11 protein-coding genes and 1 riboswitch are annotated in these 18,466 nt (G+C 68.6%); of the genes, 7 read left to right on the plus strand and 4 right to left on the minus strand.

Features of this window, described 5'->3' with window-relative positions; genetic code table 11:
• Positions 1 to 90: 90 nt before the first annotated feature.
• Together ACZ45T_RS16765 and ACZ45T_RS16770 are read left to right on the plus strand one after the other, a co-directional pair.
• Complete coding sequence (locus tag ACZ45T_RS16765) at positions 91 to 7,179, plus strand: polymorphic toxin-type HINT domain-containing protein (protein ID WP_468441810.1); 7,089 nt, start codon at positions 91 to 93, stop codon at positions 7,177 to 7,179.
• Positions 7,180 to 7,185: 6 nt separating this feature from the next.
• Positions 7,186 to 7,434: a hypothetical protein gene (locus ACZ45T_RS16770; RefSeq protein ID WP_468441812.1), complete on the plus strand. Its 249-nt coding sequence runs from the start codon at positions 7,186 to 7,188 to the stop codon at positions 7,432 to 7,434.
• Positions 7,435 to 7,578: 144 nt separating this feature from the next.
• Here ACZ45T_RS16770 and ACZ45T_RS16775 read toward each other — a convergent pair whose 3' ends face one another.
• The 4 genes from ACZ45T_RS16775 to gcvT all read right to left on the minus strand — a co-directional run bounded on the left by ACZ45T_RS16775 (position 7,579) and on the right by gcvT (position 12,168).
• Entirely contained in the window at positions 7,579 to 8,961 is a 1,383-nt protein-coding gene (locus tag ACZ45T_RS16775; RefSeq protein WP_468441814.1) for an L-serine ammonia-lyase, read from the minus strand.
• A gap of 335 nt (positions 8,962 to 9,296) precedes the next feature.
• Positions 9,297 to 10,553 (minus strand): serine hydroxymethyltransferase, encoded by a 1,257-nt coding sequence (glyA, locus tag ACZ45T_RS16780; RefSeq protein ID WP_468441816.1) that lies wholly within the window; start codon positions 10,551 to 10,553, stop codon positions 9,297 to 9,299.
• 15 nt (positions 10,554 to 10,568) lie between these two features.
• Complete coding sequence (gene gcvH / locus ACZ45T_RS16785) at positions 10,569 to 10,949, minus strand: glycine cleavage system protein GcvH (RefSeq protein ID WP_468441818.1); 381 nt, start codon at positions 10,947 to 10,949, stop codon at positions 10,569 to 10,571.
• A gap of 103 nt (positions 10,950 to 11,052) precedes the next feature.
• Complete coding sequence (gene gcvT / locus ACZ45T_RS16790; RefSeq protein WP_468441820.1) at positions 11,053 to 12,168, minus strand: glycine cleavage system aminomethyltransferase GcvT; 1,116 nt, start codon at positions 12,166 to 12,168, stop codon at positions 11,053 to 11,055.
• Between the two features lie 149 nt (positions 12,169 to 12,317).
• Positions 12,318 to 12,421, minus strand: a riboswitch (glycine riboswitch).
• A 204-nt stretch (positions 12,422 to 12,625) separates the two neighbouring features.
• On the opposite strand from gcvT, the gene ACZ45T_RS16795 reads away from it, so the two are divergent.
• The 5 genes from ACZ45T_RS16795 (at position 12,626) to ACZ45T_RS16815 (ending at position 18,388) form a co-directional block, all read left to right on the plus strand.
• Positions 12,626 to 13,321, plus strand: a complete 696-nt coding sequence (locus ACZ45T_RS16795) for an AAA family ATPase (RefSeq protein WP_468441822.1) — start codon at positions 12,626 to 12,628, stop codon at positions 13,319 to 13,321.
• A gap of 252 nt (positions 13,322 to 13,573) precedes the next feature.
• Positions 13,574 to 14,308, plus strand: coding sequence for an enhanced serine sensitivity protein SseB (locus ACZ45T_RS16800; RefSeq protein WP_468441824.1), 735 nt, complete (start codon positions 13,574 to 13,576; stop codon positions 14,306 to 14,308).
• Positions 14,309 to 14,369: 61 nt separating this feature from the next.
• Entirely contained in the window at positions 14,370 to 15,110 is a 741-nt protein-coding gene (locus ACZ45T_RS16805; RefSeq protein WP_468441826.1) for an enhanced serine sensitivity protein SseB C-terminal domain-containing protein, read from the plus strand.
• 429 nt (positions 15,111 to 15,539) lie between these two features.
• Complete coding sequence (locus ACZ45T_RS16810) at positions 15,540 to 16,535, plus strand: ABC transporter permease (RefSeq protein WP_468441828.1); 996 nt, start codon at positions 15,540 to 15,542, stop codon at positions 16,533 to 16,535.
• Between the two features lie 74 nt (positions 16,536 to 16,609).
• The gene (locus ACZ45T_RS16815) at positions 16,610 to 18,388 is read left to right on the plus strand and encodes an ABC transporter substrate-binding protein (RefSeq protein WP_468441830.1); all 1,779 of its coding nucleotides are present in this window, start codon (positions 16,610 to 16,612) and stop codon (positions 18,386 to 18,388) included.
• The last annotated feature ends 78 nt before the right edge of the window (positions 18,389 to 18,466 follow it).

Here is an 18,466-nt window from a genome sequence, read left to right on the forward strand (position 1 = left end):
TCGCTTTCCCGTCAGGGAAAGCGGCATAGAGTCAGAGCAGGGGGATGGCCGTCATTCCGGCCCGGCTGGACGGCATCCGCGGTCATCTCCGTGCTGCTTGTTACCGGGCTACCCGCGGTAGCGGGAAATGCCTCGGCTGCCGAGCTCCCAGGCACTCAGAAGCTCGCGAATGTTCCCGGCAAGAAGCTCTCGGACGCGGCCAAGTCCAAGGCTTCCGCGAAGGCCGGAGCCGCTGCGAAGCGGACCTGGAAGGGCGCTCCGTCCGTCGAGCTGCCCAAGCCCGGAACCGCCGAGGTGTCGGTGCCGGCCAGGGGTGGGGTGAGGTCGCCGGCTGCCCCCGGCCTCAAGGCCTCGTTGCTGTTGGCGCCGCCGGCCGACCCGGTCCCCGCGGGCTCGCTCCCGGTCAAGCTCAAAGCCACGCCGAAGCCGACCGACCCGGCGCCGGCCGCCGTGTCGGCCAAGGTCGAAGTGAAGAACCAGGCCACGGCGGCGGCCCTCGGCATCGACGGCGTGGTCATGGCCGTTCAGCCCGCTGACACCGCCTCCGCCTCGGTGCCGCTCTCGGTCGAGCTGGACTACTCGAAGTTCCGCAACGCCTATGGCGGCAACTGGGGCTCGCGTCTCAACCTGGTCGCCCTGCCGGCCTGTGCGCTGACCTCGCCGACGAAGCCGGAGTGCCAGAAGCGCACTCCCGTCGCCTCGAAGAACAACCCGGTCACTGGCACGGTGACGGCCACCCTGGCGGCCCCTTCGGGCGCCCAGGCCCGCTCCGCGGCGTCCGCGCCGACGGTGCTGGCGACGACCTCCTCTTCCGGCGGCAGCGGCGGCAGCTTCACGGCGACCTCGCTCAGCCCCACGGGCTCCTGGGAGGCCGGCGGCAACTCCGGTGGCTTCTCCTGGTCCTACCCGATGGAGATTCCCGGCGCCCTGGGCGGTCCCGCGCCCTCGCTCGGCCTGAGCTACTCCTCGGCGAGCGTGGACGGCCGTACGTCGGCATCCTCGGGCCAGGCCTCCTGGGCGGGCGACGGCTGGGACCTGTCGGCAAGCAACAACTTCATCGAGCACACCTACGTACCGTGCAGCGATGACAAGAAGGAGGGATCGGGGTTCAACAACCCCAAGCAGATCACCGGCGACCTGTGCCAGGGGCCTCCGATGGTGACCCTGTCCCTCAACGGCTCATCCACCCCGCTCGTCCTGGACGACGCCGACGCGCAGAAGAAGACCTGGCGCCCGGCGCAGGACGACGGCTCCCGGGTCGAGCTGCTGGACGGCGCCACCAACGGCGACACCGGCGGCCAGCACTGGCGGGTCACCAACCAGCAGGGCGTCCAGTACCACTTCGGTCTGAACCGGCTTCCGGGCTGGTCCACGGGCAAGGCGGAGACCAACTCCACCTGGACGGTGCCGGTCTACGGCAACCAGCCCGGCGAGGCCTGCCACAAGACCTCGTACGCGGACTCCGTCTGCAACCAGGCCTGGCGCTGGAACCTCGACTACGTCGTGGACCCGCACGGCAACGCCATGACCTACTGGTACGCCAAGGAGCGCAACCACTACGGCTCCAACGTGCAGGAGGACGGCAAGACCACTGCCCGTGCCTACGACCGCGGTGGCTGGCTCCAGCACGTCGACTACGGCCTGCGCTCGGACAACCTCTTCACCCTGTCACCGGCACGTGTCGACTTCGCGGTCGGTGAGCGCTGCATCGCGACCAAGGACTTCGACTGCGCCGAGGCCAAGCTGGTCGACGGTGCGAAGTGGGAGGTCACCAAGAACTGGCCCGACGTTCCGGCAGACCAGATCTGCGATGCCGGAAAGGAGTGCAAGGACCGCTACACGCCGACGTTCTTCAGCCGCAAGCTGCTGAAGGACGTCACGACCAGTGTCCTCAAGGCCGGCAGGCACGATCCGGTCGACTCCTGGGCCCTGACGCAGGACTTCCGCCCCACCGGTGACGGCGGCGTGGTTCTCGACTACCCGATGTGGCTGGCCCAGCTCAAGCACACCGGCAAGAACGGCGACGGCGCCGACGAGCCCATGCCCCCGGTCACCTTCGGGGGCGTCCAGCTGGACAACCGGGTGGACAACAACGAGGACGGCAGCCCGCCGTTCATGCGCTGGCGCGTCGAGAAGGTGAGTACGGAGACGGGCGCGGTCATCGCCGTCAAGTACGCGCCGACCGAGTGCAGCACGAAGGAGCCGAAGAAGCTCCCGTCCTCCCCCGAGAACAACACGCTGCGCTGCTACCCGGTGATCAAGGAGATCCCGGACCCGAACGACGAGAAGGGCGAGAAGAAGCTCTACGTCACCGACTGGTTCCACAAGCATCGCGTGGACCAGGTCCGGGACGAGAACCCGAACGACATCTCCCCGACCAAGGAGACGAACTACCAGTACCTGGACGCTCCGGCCTGGGCCTACGACAGCGAGACGGAGCAGCTGAACGAGAAGGCCCGCACGTGGAACCAGTGGCGCGGTTACGGACGCGTCCGCACTCTTGTGGGCGTCGCCCCGGACAAGCGGAGCCAGGTCGACACCGTCTTCTTCCGCGGCATGGACGGGGACAGGGCCCCCTCCCAGCCCGACGGCAAGCGCTCGGTCAAGATCAAGGACTCCGAGGGCGGCGAGATCGCCGACCACAAGCTCTTCGCGGGCCAGGTCCGCGAGACGCTCTACTACAAGGGCGAGGGTGAGGCGCTCGAATCGGCGTCCGTGTCGACGCCGGGCTACAGCGGCCCGACGGCGACCCGCAAGCGCGCGGACGGTGCGGCGCCGCTGGAGGCGTGGCGCGGGAACCTGGCCAAGGTCAGCTCGCGCAGCGTGCTCTCCGACAACCGGGGACAGCGCCGTACGGCGGTCGAGCACACCTACGACAGCCGGGGCAGGGTCAAGGAGACCACCAGCCGGGGCGATCTGGCCGTCGCCACTGACGACACCTGCGTCATCTACGAGTACCACGAGGACCCGTCCAAGTGGATGTTCGCGTACCAGAAGAGGGGGGAGTCCCTCTCCAAGGCGTGTGACGCGCCGGACATCTCCCGCCCTGCGGACGTGATATCCGACCAGATTTCGCACATCGACGCAGTGGGCAACACGGTCCGTAGCGAGACGCTCTCCTCCTACGAGGGCGGAGTCGCCAAGTACACCCTGGCGGGCACCGCGACCTACGACCTCCACGGCCGACCGCTCACCCAGACGGACGCGCACGGAGCCACCGCGAAGACGGAGTACACGCCGGCCACCGGCGGCGTGCTCACGAAGGTGACCACGACCAACCCGCTGGGCCATGCCTCCAGCACCGAGATGGACGCGGGCCGCAGCCTTCCGCTGGCCAAGGAAGACGCCAACAAGCGCCGGACGTCGATGCAGTACGACGCGCTCGGGCGCCTCGTGAAGGCGTGGTCCCCGGACCGCGACCCCGCCGTGACGAGCCCGGATGCGGAGTTCTCGTACGACATCCGTCCCGGTTCCGCGGATGCGCCGGTCGTCATCACGAACAAGTACCTCCTGGAGAGCGGCAAGTACCGCACCCGGTACGACTTCTATGACGGCTCGCTGCGCATGCGACAGACGCAGCAGCAAGGGCTCGACAAGGGCCGGGTGATCACGGACACGTTCTACGACAGCCGCGGCCAGGTCCGAATGGAGAACGGGGGGTACTTCAACGACCAGGCCCCCTCCAACCAGATGTGGCTCCCGGTCGAGAGCAAGATCCCTTCCTCCAGCCGTACCGAGTACGACGGCATGGGCCGCCCCGTCGCGACCATCGCCCAGAAGAACGGCCAGGAGACCTGGCGTACGACGACGTCGTACGGCGGCGACTGGATCGCCGTGGACCCGCCGCAGGGTGAGACCCCGACGAAGGCCATGGTCGATGTCCAGGGCCGCAAGACCGAGCTGCAGCAATTCGACGGCGACGCTCCGGTCGGCACGCCGGCGAACACGATCAAGTACGGCTACACGGCCAAGGGGCAGCTGAGCTCGGTCACCGACCAGGGCGGTAACGTCTGGACCTACAAGTACGACTTGCGTGGCCGCGCGTACGAGATCGACGACCCCGACAAGGGCCGCCTGAAGACGACGTACGGCGTTGGTGACCGGATCGAATCCGTCACCGACAGTCGCGACAAGACGATCGCCTTCGCGTACGACACCCTCGGCCGCACGACGGCCACACACGAGGGCTCGCTCCAGGGTCGCAAGCTGACCGAGATGACGTACGACACGCTGCCCGGCGCGCTCGGGTTCCCCGTGTCGTCCACCAGGTACGACGAGAAGGGCAACGCGTATACGCAGGCCGTCACCGGCTATGACGCCGAGTACCGTCAGCTGGGCGCCAAGGTCGTCATCCCTGCCAACGAGGGCAAGCTGGCCGGTACTTATACCTATGCCAACACCTTCAGCAAGACCGTGGGCCTGGCGACTTCCACGGTGTTCCCGGCCACCGCGGGACTGCCTGCGGACCGCATGGCGAATGTCTACAACGGTCTCGACATGCCGAGCGCCACGTCGGTCAACGGCCGTGCGTTCCTGACGAGCTCGGAGTACACGCCGCTCGGTGATCTCGTCCGCACCAATGTCGGCGACGCCAACAAGCAGATCGTCTCGACCTACGAGTTCGACGAGCAGACCCGGCGGGTCAACCGGACCTACCACACGCAGCAGACCGGAACCACCGGCTACAGCCAGATCAGCGACGTCCGTACCAGCTACGACCCTTCAGGCAACATCCTGAAGATCACGGACCACCAGAGCGGTGCGCCGGGTGCCAGTGACACCCAGTGCTTCGCGTACGACTATCTGCGCCGTATGAAGGACGCCTGGACGGCGACGGACGATTGCGCCACGAAGCCGGGCACCATCGGGCCCGGTTCAGCTCCCAAGGTGGGCGGTCCGGACGCGTTCTGGAGCTCGTACACCTTCGACGCGGTCGGGAACCGCAAGACGGAGGTCAAGCACGATACGACGGGCGACCTCACCAAGGACGTCACCCGCACCTACTCCTATCCGGCCACCGGGCCGGCCAGGAACCAGCTGCTCAAGGTCGATACGACGGGCCCCGGTGGCACGCGGACCGAGAGCTATGGGTACGACGCACGCGGCAACACCACTCGGCGGACCATTCAGGGCAACACCCAGAACCTGGAATGGGACATCGAGGGCAGGCTGAAGAAGGTGTCCCCGGCCTCGGGCGAACAGGCCAAGGACACCGAGTACCTCTACGACGCCGGAGGCAACCGCCTCATACGCCGTGACCCGACCGGTACCACGTTGTACCTGCCGGGCACCGAGGTCCACGTGGCGCAGGCCACGGGCGCGGTGAAGGGTACGCGGTACTACTCCACGGCCAGCGGTCCAGTGATGGTCCGGGTCGCCGAGGGAGGCAAGACCACCACCTCCTACCTGCTGGCCGACCACAACGGTTCGGCAACCACTGCGGTGGACGCCGCCACGCAGGCCGTGACACGCCGCAAGTTCACCCCGTACGGCGACGCGCGTGGCGAGAAGCCGTCGGTGTGGCCGGGCCAGAAGGGTTTCGTCGGCGGCACCATCGACGACTCGACGGGCTTGACGCACCTCGGCGCACGCGAGTACGACCCGGCACTCGGCAGGTTCATCTCGGTCGACCCCAAGATGGACATGGCCGAGTCCCAGACGATGAACCCGTACGCGTACGGGAACAACAGCCCGGTCACCTTCAGCGACCCGTCAGGTGAGTTCTGGGGCTCGTTGATTCGCTCGCTGGCCGCGGACATCGGTTCGATGATGGGCATGTCGGCGGACGAAGTCCTCCGGCGCACCGGCTGGGGCCGTTATGCCGGCGGCTCCTCACCCACACCTGCACCTGCCAAGCCCAAGCCGACGGTTTCGAAGGAAGACGTCGACAAGGCGACCAAGATCAAACAGATGTCCAAGATGGACGTCGCCATCAACATCGCCAAGGAGGTCGGTAAGGGCCTCATCGGCTGGGAGGACATCGCCGACTGCCTCGGCGGAAACAAGAAGACCTGCGTCATGCTCGGCGTGGAGCAGCTGTTCGGGGCCGCAGGAAAGGCGAAGAGGGTCGTCAAGGCGCTGGACCGCGCCTGGACGATGTTCAACAAGTGGAAGGACGAGATTTCCTGGGCCACAGGTCTCCTCAGGCGTTCCGACGTCGATGCCAAGGCCATGGCCAAGTACGAGGAGGACATGGTCTCGTGGCAGAAGCAAGCCGATGCCGCGAAGGCTGCCAAGAAGGCGGATGAAGTAGAGGCCCCCGCGGCGAAGCAGGCCGATAGCGGTGGTAGCGGTGGCAGTGGTGACGGAGGTACCGCACCCGGCTGCAATACGAACAGCTTTGTTCCGGGTACTCAGGTCCTGATGGCGGACGGCAGCAGCAAGGCCATCGAGGAACTGGAAGTCGGTGACAAGATTCTTGCCGCCGACCCCGAGACGGGTGAGACGGCCGCCAAGGACGTTGCGGCGACGATCATCGGTGACGGTTTGAAGAACCTTGTCGAGGTCACCATCGACACGGATGGTGATGCCGGTTCCGCGATCGCGGAAGTCACGGCGACGGACGGCCACCCCTTCTGGGTTCCGGAACTCGGCGAGTGGATCGGCGCAGCCGACCTGACGCCGGGCACCTGGCTGCGAACCGGCGCCGGCACGCAGGTCCAGGTGACGGCGGTCAAGCGCTGGACCCAGCAGGCCAGGGTCCACAACCTCACCGTCGCGGACATCCACACGTACTACGTGGTCGCACAGAGCACTCCGGTCCTCGTCCACAACTGTGGCGTCGAGCGAATTGCCAAGGAGGACAGCCTCTACATCGGCCACGAGGCCAGCGGCAGTGGAGTCCACGCCACGCTGGACGCGAACGGCACGCTGCGCATCATGATGGACAACAACCCGAAGAAGGGTTCACCGCTCCGCGGAAAGCAGATGTTCGCCGACATCATGGCCCACTTCGGTGACCGGGTGGAAGCCATCCATGGCATCTGGTATTACGGAGACAATATTAAGGACTTCAACGAAGCGGTCCAAGGCGGCGCGAGCCTGAGCCGGGCCGCGCAAGCGACATGGACCGGGAAAGAGGCCGCCCGCCATGGCTTCACCAGGGCGAAGGTCATTGACGCGATACCGAGAATGGACGGGAATTTCCAACGGGCTGAGGCCATGTTCCGGAGGGGATGAGGGGCCGTGAGTGAAGAGCTGGAACACTTGGCCACGCGAGCCGTTGAGTACCGTGACATAGGTTGCAGCGTCCTGGAGGTGGCCGAACTCCTGTTGGATCGGTATCCGAACATGCGGGAAAATCCATTCACTCTGGCTCTCGTTCTCCAGAAGGCATTCCAGATTCCTGTGCGCGACATGCACGGGATCGGTGCATGGGTGCGTGGAGAGATGACGCGGGAGGAACTGGAAGAGCACCTGCAGACGAAGAGGTGAGTGCCTGAGACAGCCGTGAGGGCCCCTCCTGGCATTGTGGGCCGGAGGGGCCCTCACGGTAGGCGTGTACCCGCACGGAGACGGCCCGGGGCCCCTGACATCTCTCGTCAGGGGCCCCGGGCCGTTTTCGTTATCGCCGGCGCGTCAGCACTCGATGACGTTGACCGCGAGGCCGCCGCGGGCGGTCTCCTTGTACTTGACCTTCATGTCCGCGCCGGTCTCCTTCATGGTCTTGATGACCTTGTCGAGGGAGACCTTGTGGCTGCCGTCGCCGCGCATCGCCATCTTCGCGGCGGTGACGGCCTTGACCGCGGCCATGCCGTTGCGCTCGATGCAGGGGATCTGGACCAGGCCGCCGACCGGGTCGCAGGTCAGGCCCAGGTTGTGCTCCATGCCGATCTCGGCCGCGTTCTCGACCTGCTCCGGGGTGCCGCCCAGGACCTCGGCGAGGGCACCGGCCGCCATCGAGCAGGCGGAGCCCACCTCGCCCTGGCAGCCGACCTCGGCGCCGGAGATGGAGGCGTTCTCCTTGAACAGCATGCCGATGGCGCCCGCCGAGAGGAGGAAGCGGACCACGCCGTCCTCGTCCGCGCCCGGCACGAAGTTCATGTAGTAGTGCAGGACCGCCGGGATGATGCCCGCGGCGCCGTTGGTGGGGGCGGTGACGACCCGGCCGCCCGCCGCGTTCTCCTCGTTGACGGCCATTGCGTACAGCGTCGCCCACTCCATGGCGTGCGCCTGCGGGTCGCCCTCGGCGCGCAGCTGGCGGGCGGTGCCCGCGGCCCGGCGCTTGACCCGCAGGCCGCCCGGGAGGATGCCCTCGCGGGACATGCCGCGCGCGACGCAGGACTGCATGACGCGCCAGATCTCCAGGAGGCCCTCGCGGATCTCGTCCTCGGTGCGCCAGGCCTTCTCGTTCTCCAGCATCAGCGAGGAGATCGACAGGCCGGTCTCGTTCGCCAGGCGCAGCATCTCGTCACCGGAGCGGAAGGAGTACTTCAGCACCGTGTCGTCGAGCTTGATCCGGTCCTCGCCGACCGCGTCCTCGTCCACGACGAACCCGCCGCCGACCGAGTAGTAGGTCTTCTCCAGCAGGGGGGTGCCGGCCTCGTCGTACGCGAAGAGCGTCATGCCGTTCGCGTGGTACGGCAGCGAGCGCCGACGGTGGAGGATCAGCTGGTTCGGCTCGTCGAAGGCGATCTCGTGGCCATCGCCTATCTCCGCGCCCAGCAGCCGCAGCCGGCCGCTCTTGCGGATGCGCTCGACCTCGTCGTCCGCCGTCTCGACGTTCACCGTGCGGGGGGAGTGGCCCTCCAGGCCCAGCAGCACCGCCTTGGGGGTGCCGTGGCCGTGGCCGGTCGCACCGAGCGATCCGAACAGCTCGGCCCGGACGGAGGCCGTCTGGGCGAGCACGCCGTCCTTCTTCAGTCGCGTCACGAACATGCGCGCGGCCCGCATCGGGCCGACCGTGTGGGAGGAGGAGGGACCGATACCGATGGAGAAGAGATCGAAGACGGAGATGGCCACGGTGGCGGACTCCCTTGTCTGCTCGTGGGGTGGGAGGGTGCAGGAGAGGCGGATTATTCGGATTTTGTCCGACAGACGAGCTTAGCGCGATGAGGTGAACGTCTCGGTCGTCGGAAGAGGTGGGAAGGATTACGTGGACAGGTCGGGCGGGTGTCCGCTCACGCTCCCGGCAGACCCGCGTACGGGCCCCCGTACGTCCCGTACGCCCCGCACGGCCCCGGAAGCAGGCGACGGGGGCCGCGGCCGCGGCGGCCGCCACCGGGGCGATGCGCTCCGGTCACGAGAAAGGGCCCGGCCCTGTGCACAGACAAGGCCGGGCCCCTCCGATGCTCTGCCTAGAGCGACGGGTACAGCGGGAACTTCGCGGCGAGCGCGGAGACGCGCGCCTTCAGGTCCGCACTGTCGTACCCCGGCTTCAGCGCGGCCGCGATGATCTCCGCGACCTCGGTGAACTCCTCGGCGCCGAAACCGCGCGTGGCCAGGGCCGGCGTACCGATCCGCAGGCCCGAGGTGACCATCGGCGGCCGCGGGTCGTTCGGGATGGCGTTGCGGTTGACCGTGATGCCGAGCTCGTGGAGGAGGTCCTCGGCCTGCTGGCCGTCCAGCTCGGAGTTCCGCAGGTCGACCAGGACCAGGTGCACGTCGGTGCCGCCGGTGAGCACGTCCACGCCCACGGCCTTGACGTCCGGCTGCACCAGGCGCTCGGCGAGGATCTTCGCGCCCTCGAGGGTGCGCACCTGGCGCTCCTTGAACTCCTCCGAGGCCGCGACCTTGAAGGAGACGGCCTTGGCCGCGATCACGTGCTCCAGCGGGCCGCCCTGCTGACCCGGGAAGACCGCGGAGTTGATCTTCTTGGCCAGCTCCTGCGTCGACAGGATGACACCGCCGCGCGGACCGCCGAGGGTCTTGTGCGTGGTGGTGGTGACGACGTGGGCGTGCGGCACCGGGTTCGGGTGCAGGCCCGCGGCGACCAGACCGGCGAAGTGCGCCATGTCGACCATCAGGTACGCGCCGACCTCGTCCGCGATGCGGCGGAAGGCGGCGAAGTCCAGCTGGCGCGGGTAGGCGGACCAGCCGGCGATGATCAGCTGCGGCTTGGTCTCCTTGGCGAGGCGCTCGACCTCGGCCATGTCCACCTGGCCGGTCTCGTCGACGTGGTACGGGACCACGTTGTAGAGCTTGCCGGAGAAGTTGATCTTCATGCCGTGGGTCAGGTGGCCGCCGTGGGCCAGGTTGAGGCCCATGATCGTGTCGCCCGGCTTCAGCAGCGCGAACATCGCGGCGGCGTTGGCCTGCGCACCGGAGTGCGGCTGGACGTTCGCGGCCTCGGCGCCGAAGAGCGCCTTGATGCGCTCGATCGCGATCCGCTCGATCACGTCGACGTGCTCGCAGCCGCCGTAGTAGCGGCGGCCGGGGTAGCCCTCGGCGTACTTGTTGGTCAGGACCGAGCCCTGGGCCTCCATGACGGCGACCGGAGCGAAGTTCTCCGACGCGATCATTTCCAGGGTGGACTGCTGGCGTACGAGCTCGGCGTCGACGGCGGCGGCGACGTCCGGGTCGAGCTCGTGAAGAGGGGTGTTCAGTACAGACATCAGGGTCCCCTGGGGTCAGTTACCGGCGGTGAGGGCGGTGTACTCGGCGAAGGAGAGCGTGTCCTTCGGCTCCTCCGAGAGGCGCACCTTGAACAGCCAGCCACCCTCGAACGGGGCGCTGTTCACGAGGGCCGGGTCATCGGCGACGTCCTGGTTGAACTCGACGATCTCACCGGAGACGGGGGAGTACAGGTCGCTGACCGACTTCGTCGACTCCAGCTCGCCACAGGTCTCGCCCTCGGTCACGGTCTCGCCGACCTCGGGGAGCTGGGCGTAGACGACGTCACCGAGCGCGTTGGCCGCGAACTCCGTGATGCCGACCGTCGCGACGCCGTCCACGGCGTCCGACAGCCACTCGTGCTCCTTGGTGTAACGCAGCTTCTCGGGGTTGCTCATGACCTGATTCTCCTGGATGCGGGGGAGTGGATACGAACTGCGGTCTTGGGTACTGAGACAGCGCCGTACGGGCACCCGTACGGCGGACGCGGTGCGTGGAGTGTTACTTCTGCCGCTTGTAGAACGGCAGAGCCACGACCTCGTACGGCTCATGCGTACCGCGAATGTCGACGCCGACGCCGGAGGTGCCGGGCGCGGCGTGCGCCGCGTCCACGTACGCCATCGCGATCGGCTTGCCCAGCGTCGGGGAGGGGGCGCCCGAGGTGACCTCGCCGATGACCTCTCCACCGGACACGACCGGGAAACCGGCGCGCGGGACGCGGCGGCCCTCGGCGATCAGGCCGACCAGCTTGCGCGGCGGGTTGGTGGCGGCGCGCTCGGCGGCGGCCTCCAGCGCGGCGCGGCCGACGAAGTCCCCCTCCTTCTCGAACTTCACGACCCGGCCCAGCCCCGCGTCGAAGGGGGTCAGGGAGGTGCTCAGCTCGTGCCCGTACAGCGGCATGCCCGCTTCCAGGCGCAGGGTGTCGCGGCAGGACAGGCCGGCCGGAACCAGGCCGACGCCCTCGCCCGCCTTGGTCAGCGCCTGCCACAGCTCCACGGCGTGCTCGGGGGCGACGAACAGCTCGAAGCCGTCCTCGCCGGTGTAGCCCGTACGCGCGATCAGCGCGGGCACGCCCGCGACGGTGCCCGGCAGGCCGGCGTAGTACTTCAGCCCGTCCAGGTCGGCGTCGGTGAGGGAGGCGAGGATGCCGGGGGACTCCGGGCCCTGCACCGCGAGCAGCGCGTACGCGTCGCGGTCGTCGCGGACCTCGGTGTCGAAGCCGGCGGCACGCTCGGTCAGGGCGTCGAGGACGACCTGGGCGTTGGAGGCGTTGGCGACGACCATGTACTCGGTCTCGCCGAGGCGGTAGACGATCAGGTCGTCGACGATCCCGCCGTCCGCCTGGCAGATGTGCGTGTAGCGGGCGCGGCCGACGCCGACGGTGGAGATGTTGCCGACCAGCGCGTAGTCGAGGGCCTTGACGGCCTCCGGGCCGGTCAGCGTGATCTCGCCCATGTGGGACAGGTCGAAGAGACCGGCCTTGGTGCGTACGGCGTTGTGCTCGTCGCGCTCGCTGGCGTACCGCAGCGGCATGTCCCAGCCCGCGAAATCGGTCATGGTCGCACCGAGCGAGCGGTGCAGCGCATCGAGCGCGGTCAGACGGGGGGCAGTGCTCATGGGTGTGGCTCCCGAGTCCCAGGGCATGACATGACGAGGAGGGTCCCTCCCCATCTGTCATCGGAACCTGAGAGGTTCGCCGCAAGTCCCGGGGGACGTCGGCTTGCACCTTGGGTGGAGCTGTCGAGCAGCTCGCTTTTCAGATCTGCCTCATCCACGCGGTACGGGGCCTGAGAGATTCAAGGGAGGATCTTGCTCCTTCGGCGCCCACGCACGGCCTTGCGGCGTGCCGGGACTCTCCCGCGCGGATTCAAGCGGCCGGTATGCAGTTGGTCCAGATGGCGCACATCATTGCACGCCGTGTACGTGATCGGGCGTGCGGGTCCGAAAGTGCGTGCGGGCCCCGAGCGGGCGGACCGGAACCGGAGCTGCCGGATTACCGTCTCTTTACACTCAGTGGGCAAGGGTCCTGGGACCCGATTCGGGGGAGGCGAACACTGTGCGGAGATTCGGAGTAGTGGCGACGACGACGGGAACCGTGGACGCGGTGCCGGCGCAGCGCGGCGCGCGCGAGCGCAAGGGCGCGGCGGGGGCCGGTGCGGTGGCCGGAGCCGGAGCCGGGGCCGGCCTCGGCCGCGGTCTCGTACGGGATCTGCGCGGACCGGCGGTGCGCGGCCCGCAGCAGCTCGGCTTCGCGGACGGGGACATCGTCGTGGTGTCCGGCCTGCCGGGCGGCGGCAAGAGCACGCTGATCAAGCGGGCGGCGGCCGAGGGCGGGGCCATCGACTCCCAGGACACGCGCGAGCGCTGGGAGCGCAGGATGCCGCAGGCGCTGCCGTACGCGGTGTACCGGCCGCTGGTGCGGGTCGCGCACTACTGGGGGCTGTGGCGGACCCTGCGCTCCGGAGCCTCCGTGGTCGTCCACGACTGCGGCACGCAGAGCTGGGTGCGCGGGCTGCTCGCGGCGGCCGCGCGCCGCCGTGGCCGGGCCCTGCACCTGCTCCTGCTGGACAGCAGCCCCGAGGAGGCCCTCTCGGGCCAGGCGGCGCGCGGCCGCGGCGTATCGGCGTACGCCTTCGCCCGCCACCGCGGCGCGGTGACCCGCCTGCTCCGCGACGCGGAGTCGGGCCGCCCGCCGGCCGGCTGCGCCTCGGCGACCCTCCTGGACCGCGCCTCCGCCGCGGCGGTGACCCGCATCGCGTTCCACGCGTGACGGCCGCCGCCGCTGCTGGGGCTCCGCCCCAGACCCCGCGCCTCAAACGCCGGCGAGGCTGAAATGGACGCCGGCGGGGCTGAAATTGCGCTGCGGGCGATCCTGCCCGCCAAGGCGGCGGCGCCCGCCAAATCCAGCCCCTCCGGCGTTTGAGGAGCGGGGGTCCGGGGGCTGGCCCCCGGCAGCGGCGCCGCACCCGCGACGGATAACCTCGGCCACGACGATCCGCGGAACCAACGGAGGCACACGCACATGCAGGGCAGCGGCTGGCCGGGGAATGAGCTGGAGCAGGTGCTCGGGGCGGCGCTCGGGCAGCCGGACGCCGGGGGGCGGATCCTGGAGGTGCTCGGTCGCAGCCAGGTGTGGGTGCCCCTGCCCGGCGGCGGCGGACCGGACGCCGGCGCCCTGGACCTGCCCACGATGGAGATCGGCGGGGCGGCGTACGTCCCGGTCTACAGCTCCGAGGCCCAGTTCCTCGCCTGCGTCGGCCCCGGCATGGACTTCGCGGTGGCCCCCGCCGTCGAGTTCGCCCGCGGCCTGCCCCCGCAGCTCGGCATCGCGATCAACCCCGAGGGCGCCGTCGGCGTCCCGCTGCCCCCGCCCGCCGTCGCGGAGCTCTGCCGCACCGGCCGGACCCCGCTCGAAGGCCCGGCCACCGGCGGCCGCGTACGGCTCTACGAGCCCGACTGGCAGGAAGACCCGGTGGACTTCCTGGCCGCCGCGGCCGAGGAGTTCCGCGCCACCGGCGCGGTCGTCGCCGCGTACCGCTGCCTCGCCAGCATCGAGGGCGGGGCGCCGGAACTGTTCATCGGTGTCCGCCTGGTGGGATGGGAACCCGAGATGCAGAGCGCCCCGATGGACGCCCTCGGGCGGGCCCTGACCCGGGTTCCGCCGCCGTGGCCCGTGCAGTTGATCCTCCTGGACGCCGCCCAGGACCCGGTCACGGACTGGATTCGTGAGCGCGTACGCCCCTTCTACCTCCCGTAGGGCCGCTTAAGCTGTTCACGCGTTGACGACGGGCGGAAGAAGAGACGAAGAGGGGTACCGGGTGAGTGCGTCAGGCACGGCCGCGGCCGGGCAGGTCGAGCACATGCTGCGCCAGGTGACTCCCGGGCGCTATGAAAGCTACGAGTCGCTTCTGCACGCCCTCTCCGAGGGCCGGCTGTGGATGCTGCTCTGGCAGGGGCAGCCGGGCTCCCCGGACGCCCAGTACGGCGGCATGGAGGTCGAGAGCCTCGGGTACGCGCCCTGCGTCACCTCCCCGCAGGAGCTGGCCGCCAGCGGCTGGAACCGGGGCTACGAGGTGGTCACCGGGCGGGACATCGCCCGCGCGCTCTACCCGGACCGCTGGGGCCTGTGGCTCAACCCGCACGCCCAGGGCGGCGGCCTCGGCATCCCCTGGGCCGACCTGCGCCGGATCGCGACCGGGCTGGACCGGATGCCGGCCGGCCCGCTGCGGCTCTCCGAGCCCGCCATCGAGCTCCCGCAGTTCTACGGGCTCCTGACCCAGCACGCGCACCGCACGCCCGCCGTGCGGTCGCTGCGCCGCGCCTGGGTGCAGCCCGCGCTCGGGTCCCCGTACCTCGCGGTCGGGCTGGACCTGTACGACGCCTCCGCGCCCGCGCTGGAGTCCGTACGGGAGATGATGCGCCAGTCGGTCGGCGTGGTCCCCGAGGGCGTCCCGGTGTGCACGGTGGCGCTGGCGGACGAGCACGACCCCGTGGCCATGTGGCTGCGCGCGCAGACCCGCCCCTTCTACGACCGCGAGGGCCAGGCGCCGACGTACTGAGCCGACATACTGCATCCACATATTGAGACATTCATCTCGAAGGCCGCATCGGACCCGCCGGTGCGGCCTTCGCCATATCCGCTGAATCCGCCCAAGATCCAAGTGATCAATGGCAGTTGGGCCGGATGTCCGTTCCGCGCCGAACGGGCGGTCTTTCACCGCTGAACAGACCACGTCGTTCGGATAACGGAAGGACGCGGCACAGATCACGGTTGCGCATCACATCCCCGGCAGGTCTGGCGGGCGATTGAGACGGCGTTGAAGACTCCACCCCACCGAAGGCCGGTCCATCCCGCAACCACCAGCTCTTCACGTGCACTTCAGGCACATTTCGCGCCATTCGCACCACCAGCGACGCCGATAGAACCAAAGCCGCCACAGCGGCGGGCATGGGCCGGCCACAGTCGGCCGAGAGGGGTCCCCACCACGATGACGGCACCACTGCACGACACCAGCGCGGCCGAGCCCGCGGCCGTGGCCGCCTCAGAAGTTCCGCAGAAGGCGATCGAAGGGCGCTCGCCGTGGCAGATCGCCTGGCTGCGCCTCAAGCGTGACAAGGTCGCCCTGGCGGGCGGCGTCATCGTGCTCCTGCTGATCCTCGTCGCGATCTTCGCGCCGCTGATCGTCAAGGCCTTCGGCCACCCGCCGGAGGAGCTGCACGAGGACCTGCTGGACCCGCTGCTCGGCCTGCCGGCCGGCGATTACGGCGGTATGAGCGGCGACTTCCTGCTCGGCATCGAGCCGGTCAACGGCCGCGACGTCTTCAGCCGGATCGTCTACGGCGCCCGGATCTCGCTCCTGGTCGCCTTCCTGTCCGCCTTCGTGGCGGTCTCGCTGGGCACCTTCTTCGGCATCGTCGCCGGCTACTTCGGCGGCTGGGTGGACGCGGCCATCAGCCGGGTCATGGACCTGCTGCTGGCCTTCCCGCAGCTGCTGTTCATCATCGCGCTGATCTCCGTCATCCCCAGCAAGCTGTGGGGCTTCGAGGGATCGGGCCTGCGGATCGCCGTACTGGTTCTGGTGATCGGCTTCTTCGGCTGGCCGTACATCGGCCGCATCGTCCGAGGCCAGACCCTGTCGCTGCGCGAGCGCGAGTACGTGGAAGCGGCGCGCAGCCTCGGCGCGGGCCGCATCTACATCCTCTTCCGCGAACTGCTCCCGAACCTGGTGGCGCCCATCACCGTCTACGCGACGCTGATGATCCCCACCAACGTGCTGACCGAGGCCGCCCTGAGCTTCCTCGGAGTCGGCGTCAAGCCGCCCACGCCGTCCTGGGGAGAGACCCTCTCCACGGCCGTGCGGACCTACGAGGACGATCCGCTGTTCATGATCTTCCCCGGCGTAGCGATCTTCATCACCGTGCTGGCCTTCAACCTCTTCGGCGACGGCGTCCGTGACGCCCTCGACCCGAAGGGCTCCCGCTAGCCATCGCAGGGCAATTCAGGACCCGGCTTCATGCCGTAAGTGCACCGGAACTACAACGGAGGGTTGCGAGCATCGTGACTACCCATCGCACGTCGAAGCGACGACTTGCCGCCGGCACCGCCGTCGTGCTCGCGGTCATGCTGACCGCGACCGCCTGTGGCGGAGACGACAAGAAGGACGAGAAGGCATCCGCCGGGGGCGGTGGCTTCAACGCGGGCATCGGCAAGATCGCCAACGCTTCGGACAAGAAGGGCGGCGAGCTCAAGTTCGTCGGCACCCAGGAAGCCGACTCGTGGGACCCGCAGCGCGGCTACTACGGCTTCATGTGGGACTTCTCCCGCTACTACGCGCGCCAGCTGGTGAGCTTCAAGCCGGGCCCCGGCACCGAGAGCACCGAGCTCGTCCCCGACCTCGCGACCGCCAAGGCCGAGATCAGCGACGGCGGCAAGACGTACAAGTACACCCTGAAGGACAACGTGACCTGGGAGGACGGCAGCCCCGTCACCGCCCAGGACATCAAGTACGGCATCGAGCGCACCTGGGCCCAGGACGTCATCTCCGGTGGCCCGGTCTACCTGATGCAGGTCCTCGACCCGAAGACCGAGTACCAGGGCCCGTACAAGGACACCGCCCCGGACAAGCTCGGCCTCAAGGCGATCGAGACCCCGGACGCGAAGACCGTCATCTTCAAGCTCCCGCAGCCCAACGGTGACTTCGAGCAGATGCTGGCCATGCCGGCGGCGAGCCCGGTCAAGCAGGAGAAGGACACCGCGGCCAAGTACGGCCTGAAGCCCTTCTCGAACGGCCCGTACAAGATCGACTCGTACGAGCCCAACAAGAGCATGAAGCTCTCGCGCAACGAGAACTACAAGCCCGAGTCGGACACCATCCGCAAGGCGCTCCCGGACACCATCTCGGTCACGTTCATGGCGAACGCGGACGACATGGACAAGCGCCTGATGAACGGCGAGTTCGACGTCGACATCAACGCGACCGGCATCGGCCAGGCGGCCCGCGCCACCGCGCTGAAGGACCACAAGGGCAACCTGGACAACGGCCAGACGGGCTTCATCCGCTACGCCGTCATGCCGCAGACCGTCGCTCCGTTCGACAACATCGAGTGCCGCAAGGCCGTCATCTACGCGGCCGACAAGAAGTCCCTGCAGACCGCCCGCGGCGGCCCGCAGGCCGGTGGCGACATCGCCCCCAACATGCTCCCGCTGGGCATCAAGGGCTCGGACGCCAAGTACGACCCGTACGAGGTCCTGCAGAACGACGGCAAGCCGAACGTCGACAAGGCCAAGGCCGCGCTGAAGGCCTGTGGCAAGGAGACCGGCTTCAAGACCACCATCGCGGTCCGCAACAACAAGCCGGTCGAGATCGCGACCGCCGTCTCCCTCCAGAACGCCCTGAAGCAGGTCGGCATCGAGGCCGACGTCGACCAGATCGACGGCGCCCAGACCTCCGGCATCATCGGTTCGCCGAAGGTCGTCAAGGAGAAGAACTACGGCATCATCATCATGGGCTGGGGCGCCGACTTCCCGACCGGTCAGGGCTTCTCCCAGCCGCTGGTCGACGGTCGCTTCATCCTGCAGAGCGGCAACAACAACTTCTCCGAGCTGAACGACCCGGCGATCAACAAGCTGTTCGACGACGCCATCGCGGAGACCGACCCGAACAAGGCCGGCGAGATCTACAAGCAGATGAACCAGAAGGTCTCCGAGGCCGCGGTCTACCTGCCCTTCGTCTACGACAAGACGATCACCTGGCGCTCGAGCCGTCTGACGAACGCCTACACCACCGACGCCTACAACGGCCGTTACGACTACGCGTCGCTCGGCGTCATGAAGTAACGATCCGTCAGTCCAGTTCCGATGTTCCAGTGCCACACCCGCTAGGCACGAAGGGCAGGTGATGGCCGCGGTTACGGC

It is taken from the genome of Streptomyces sp. NPDC030995 (assembly GCF_055571215.1).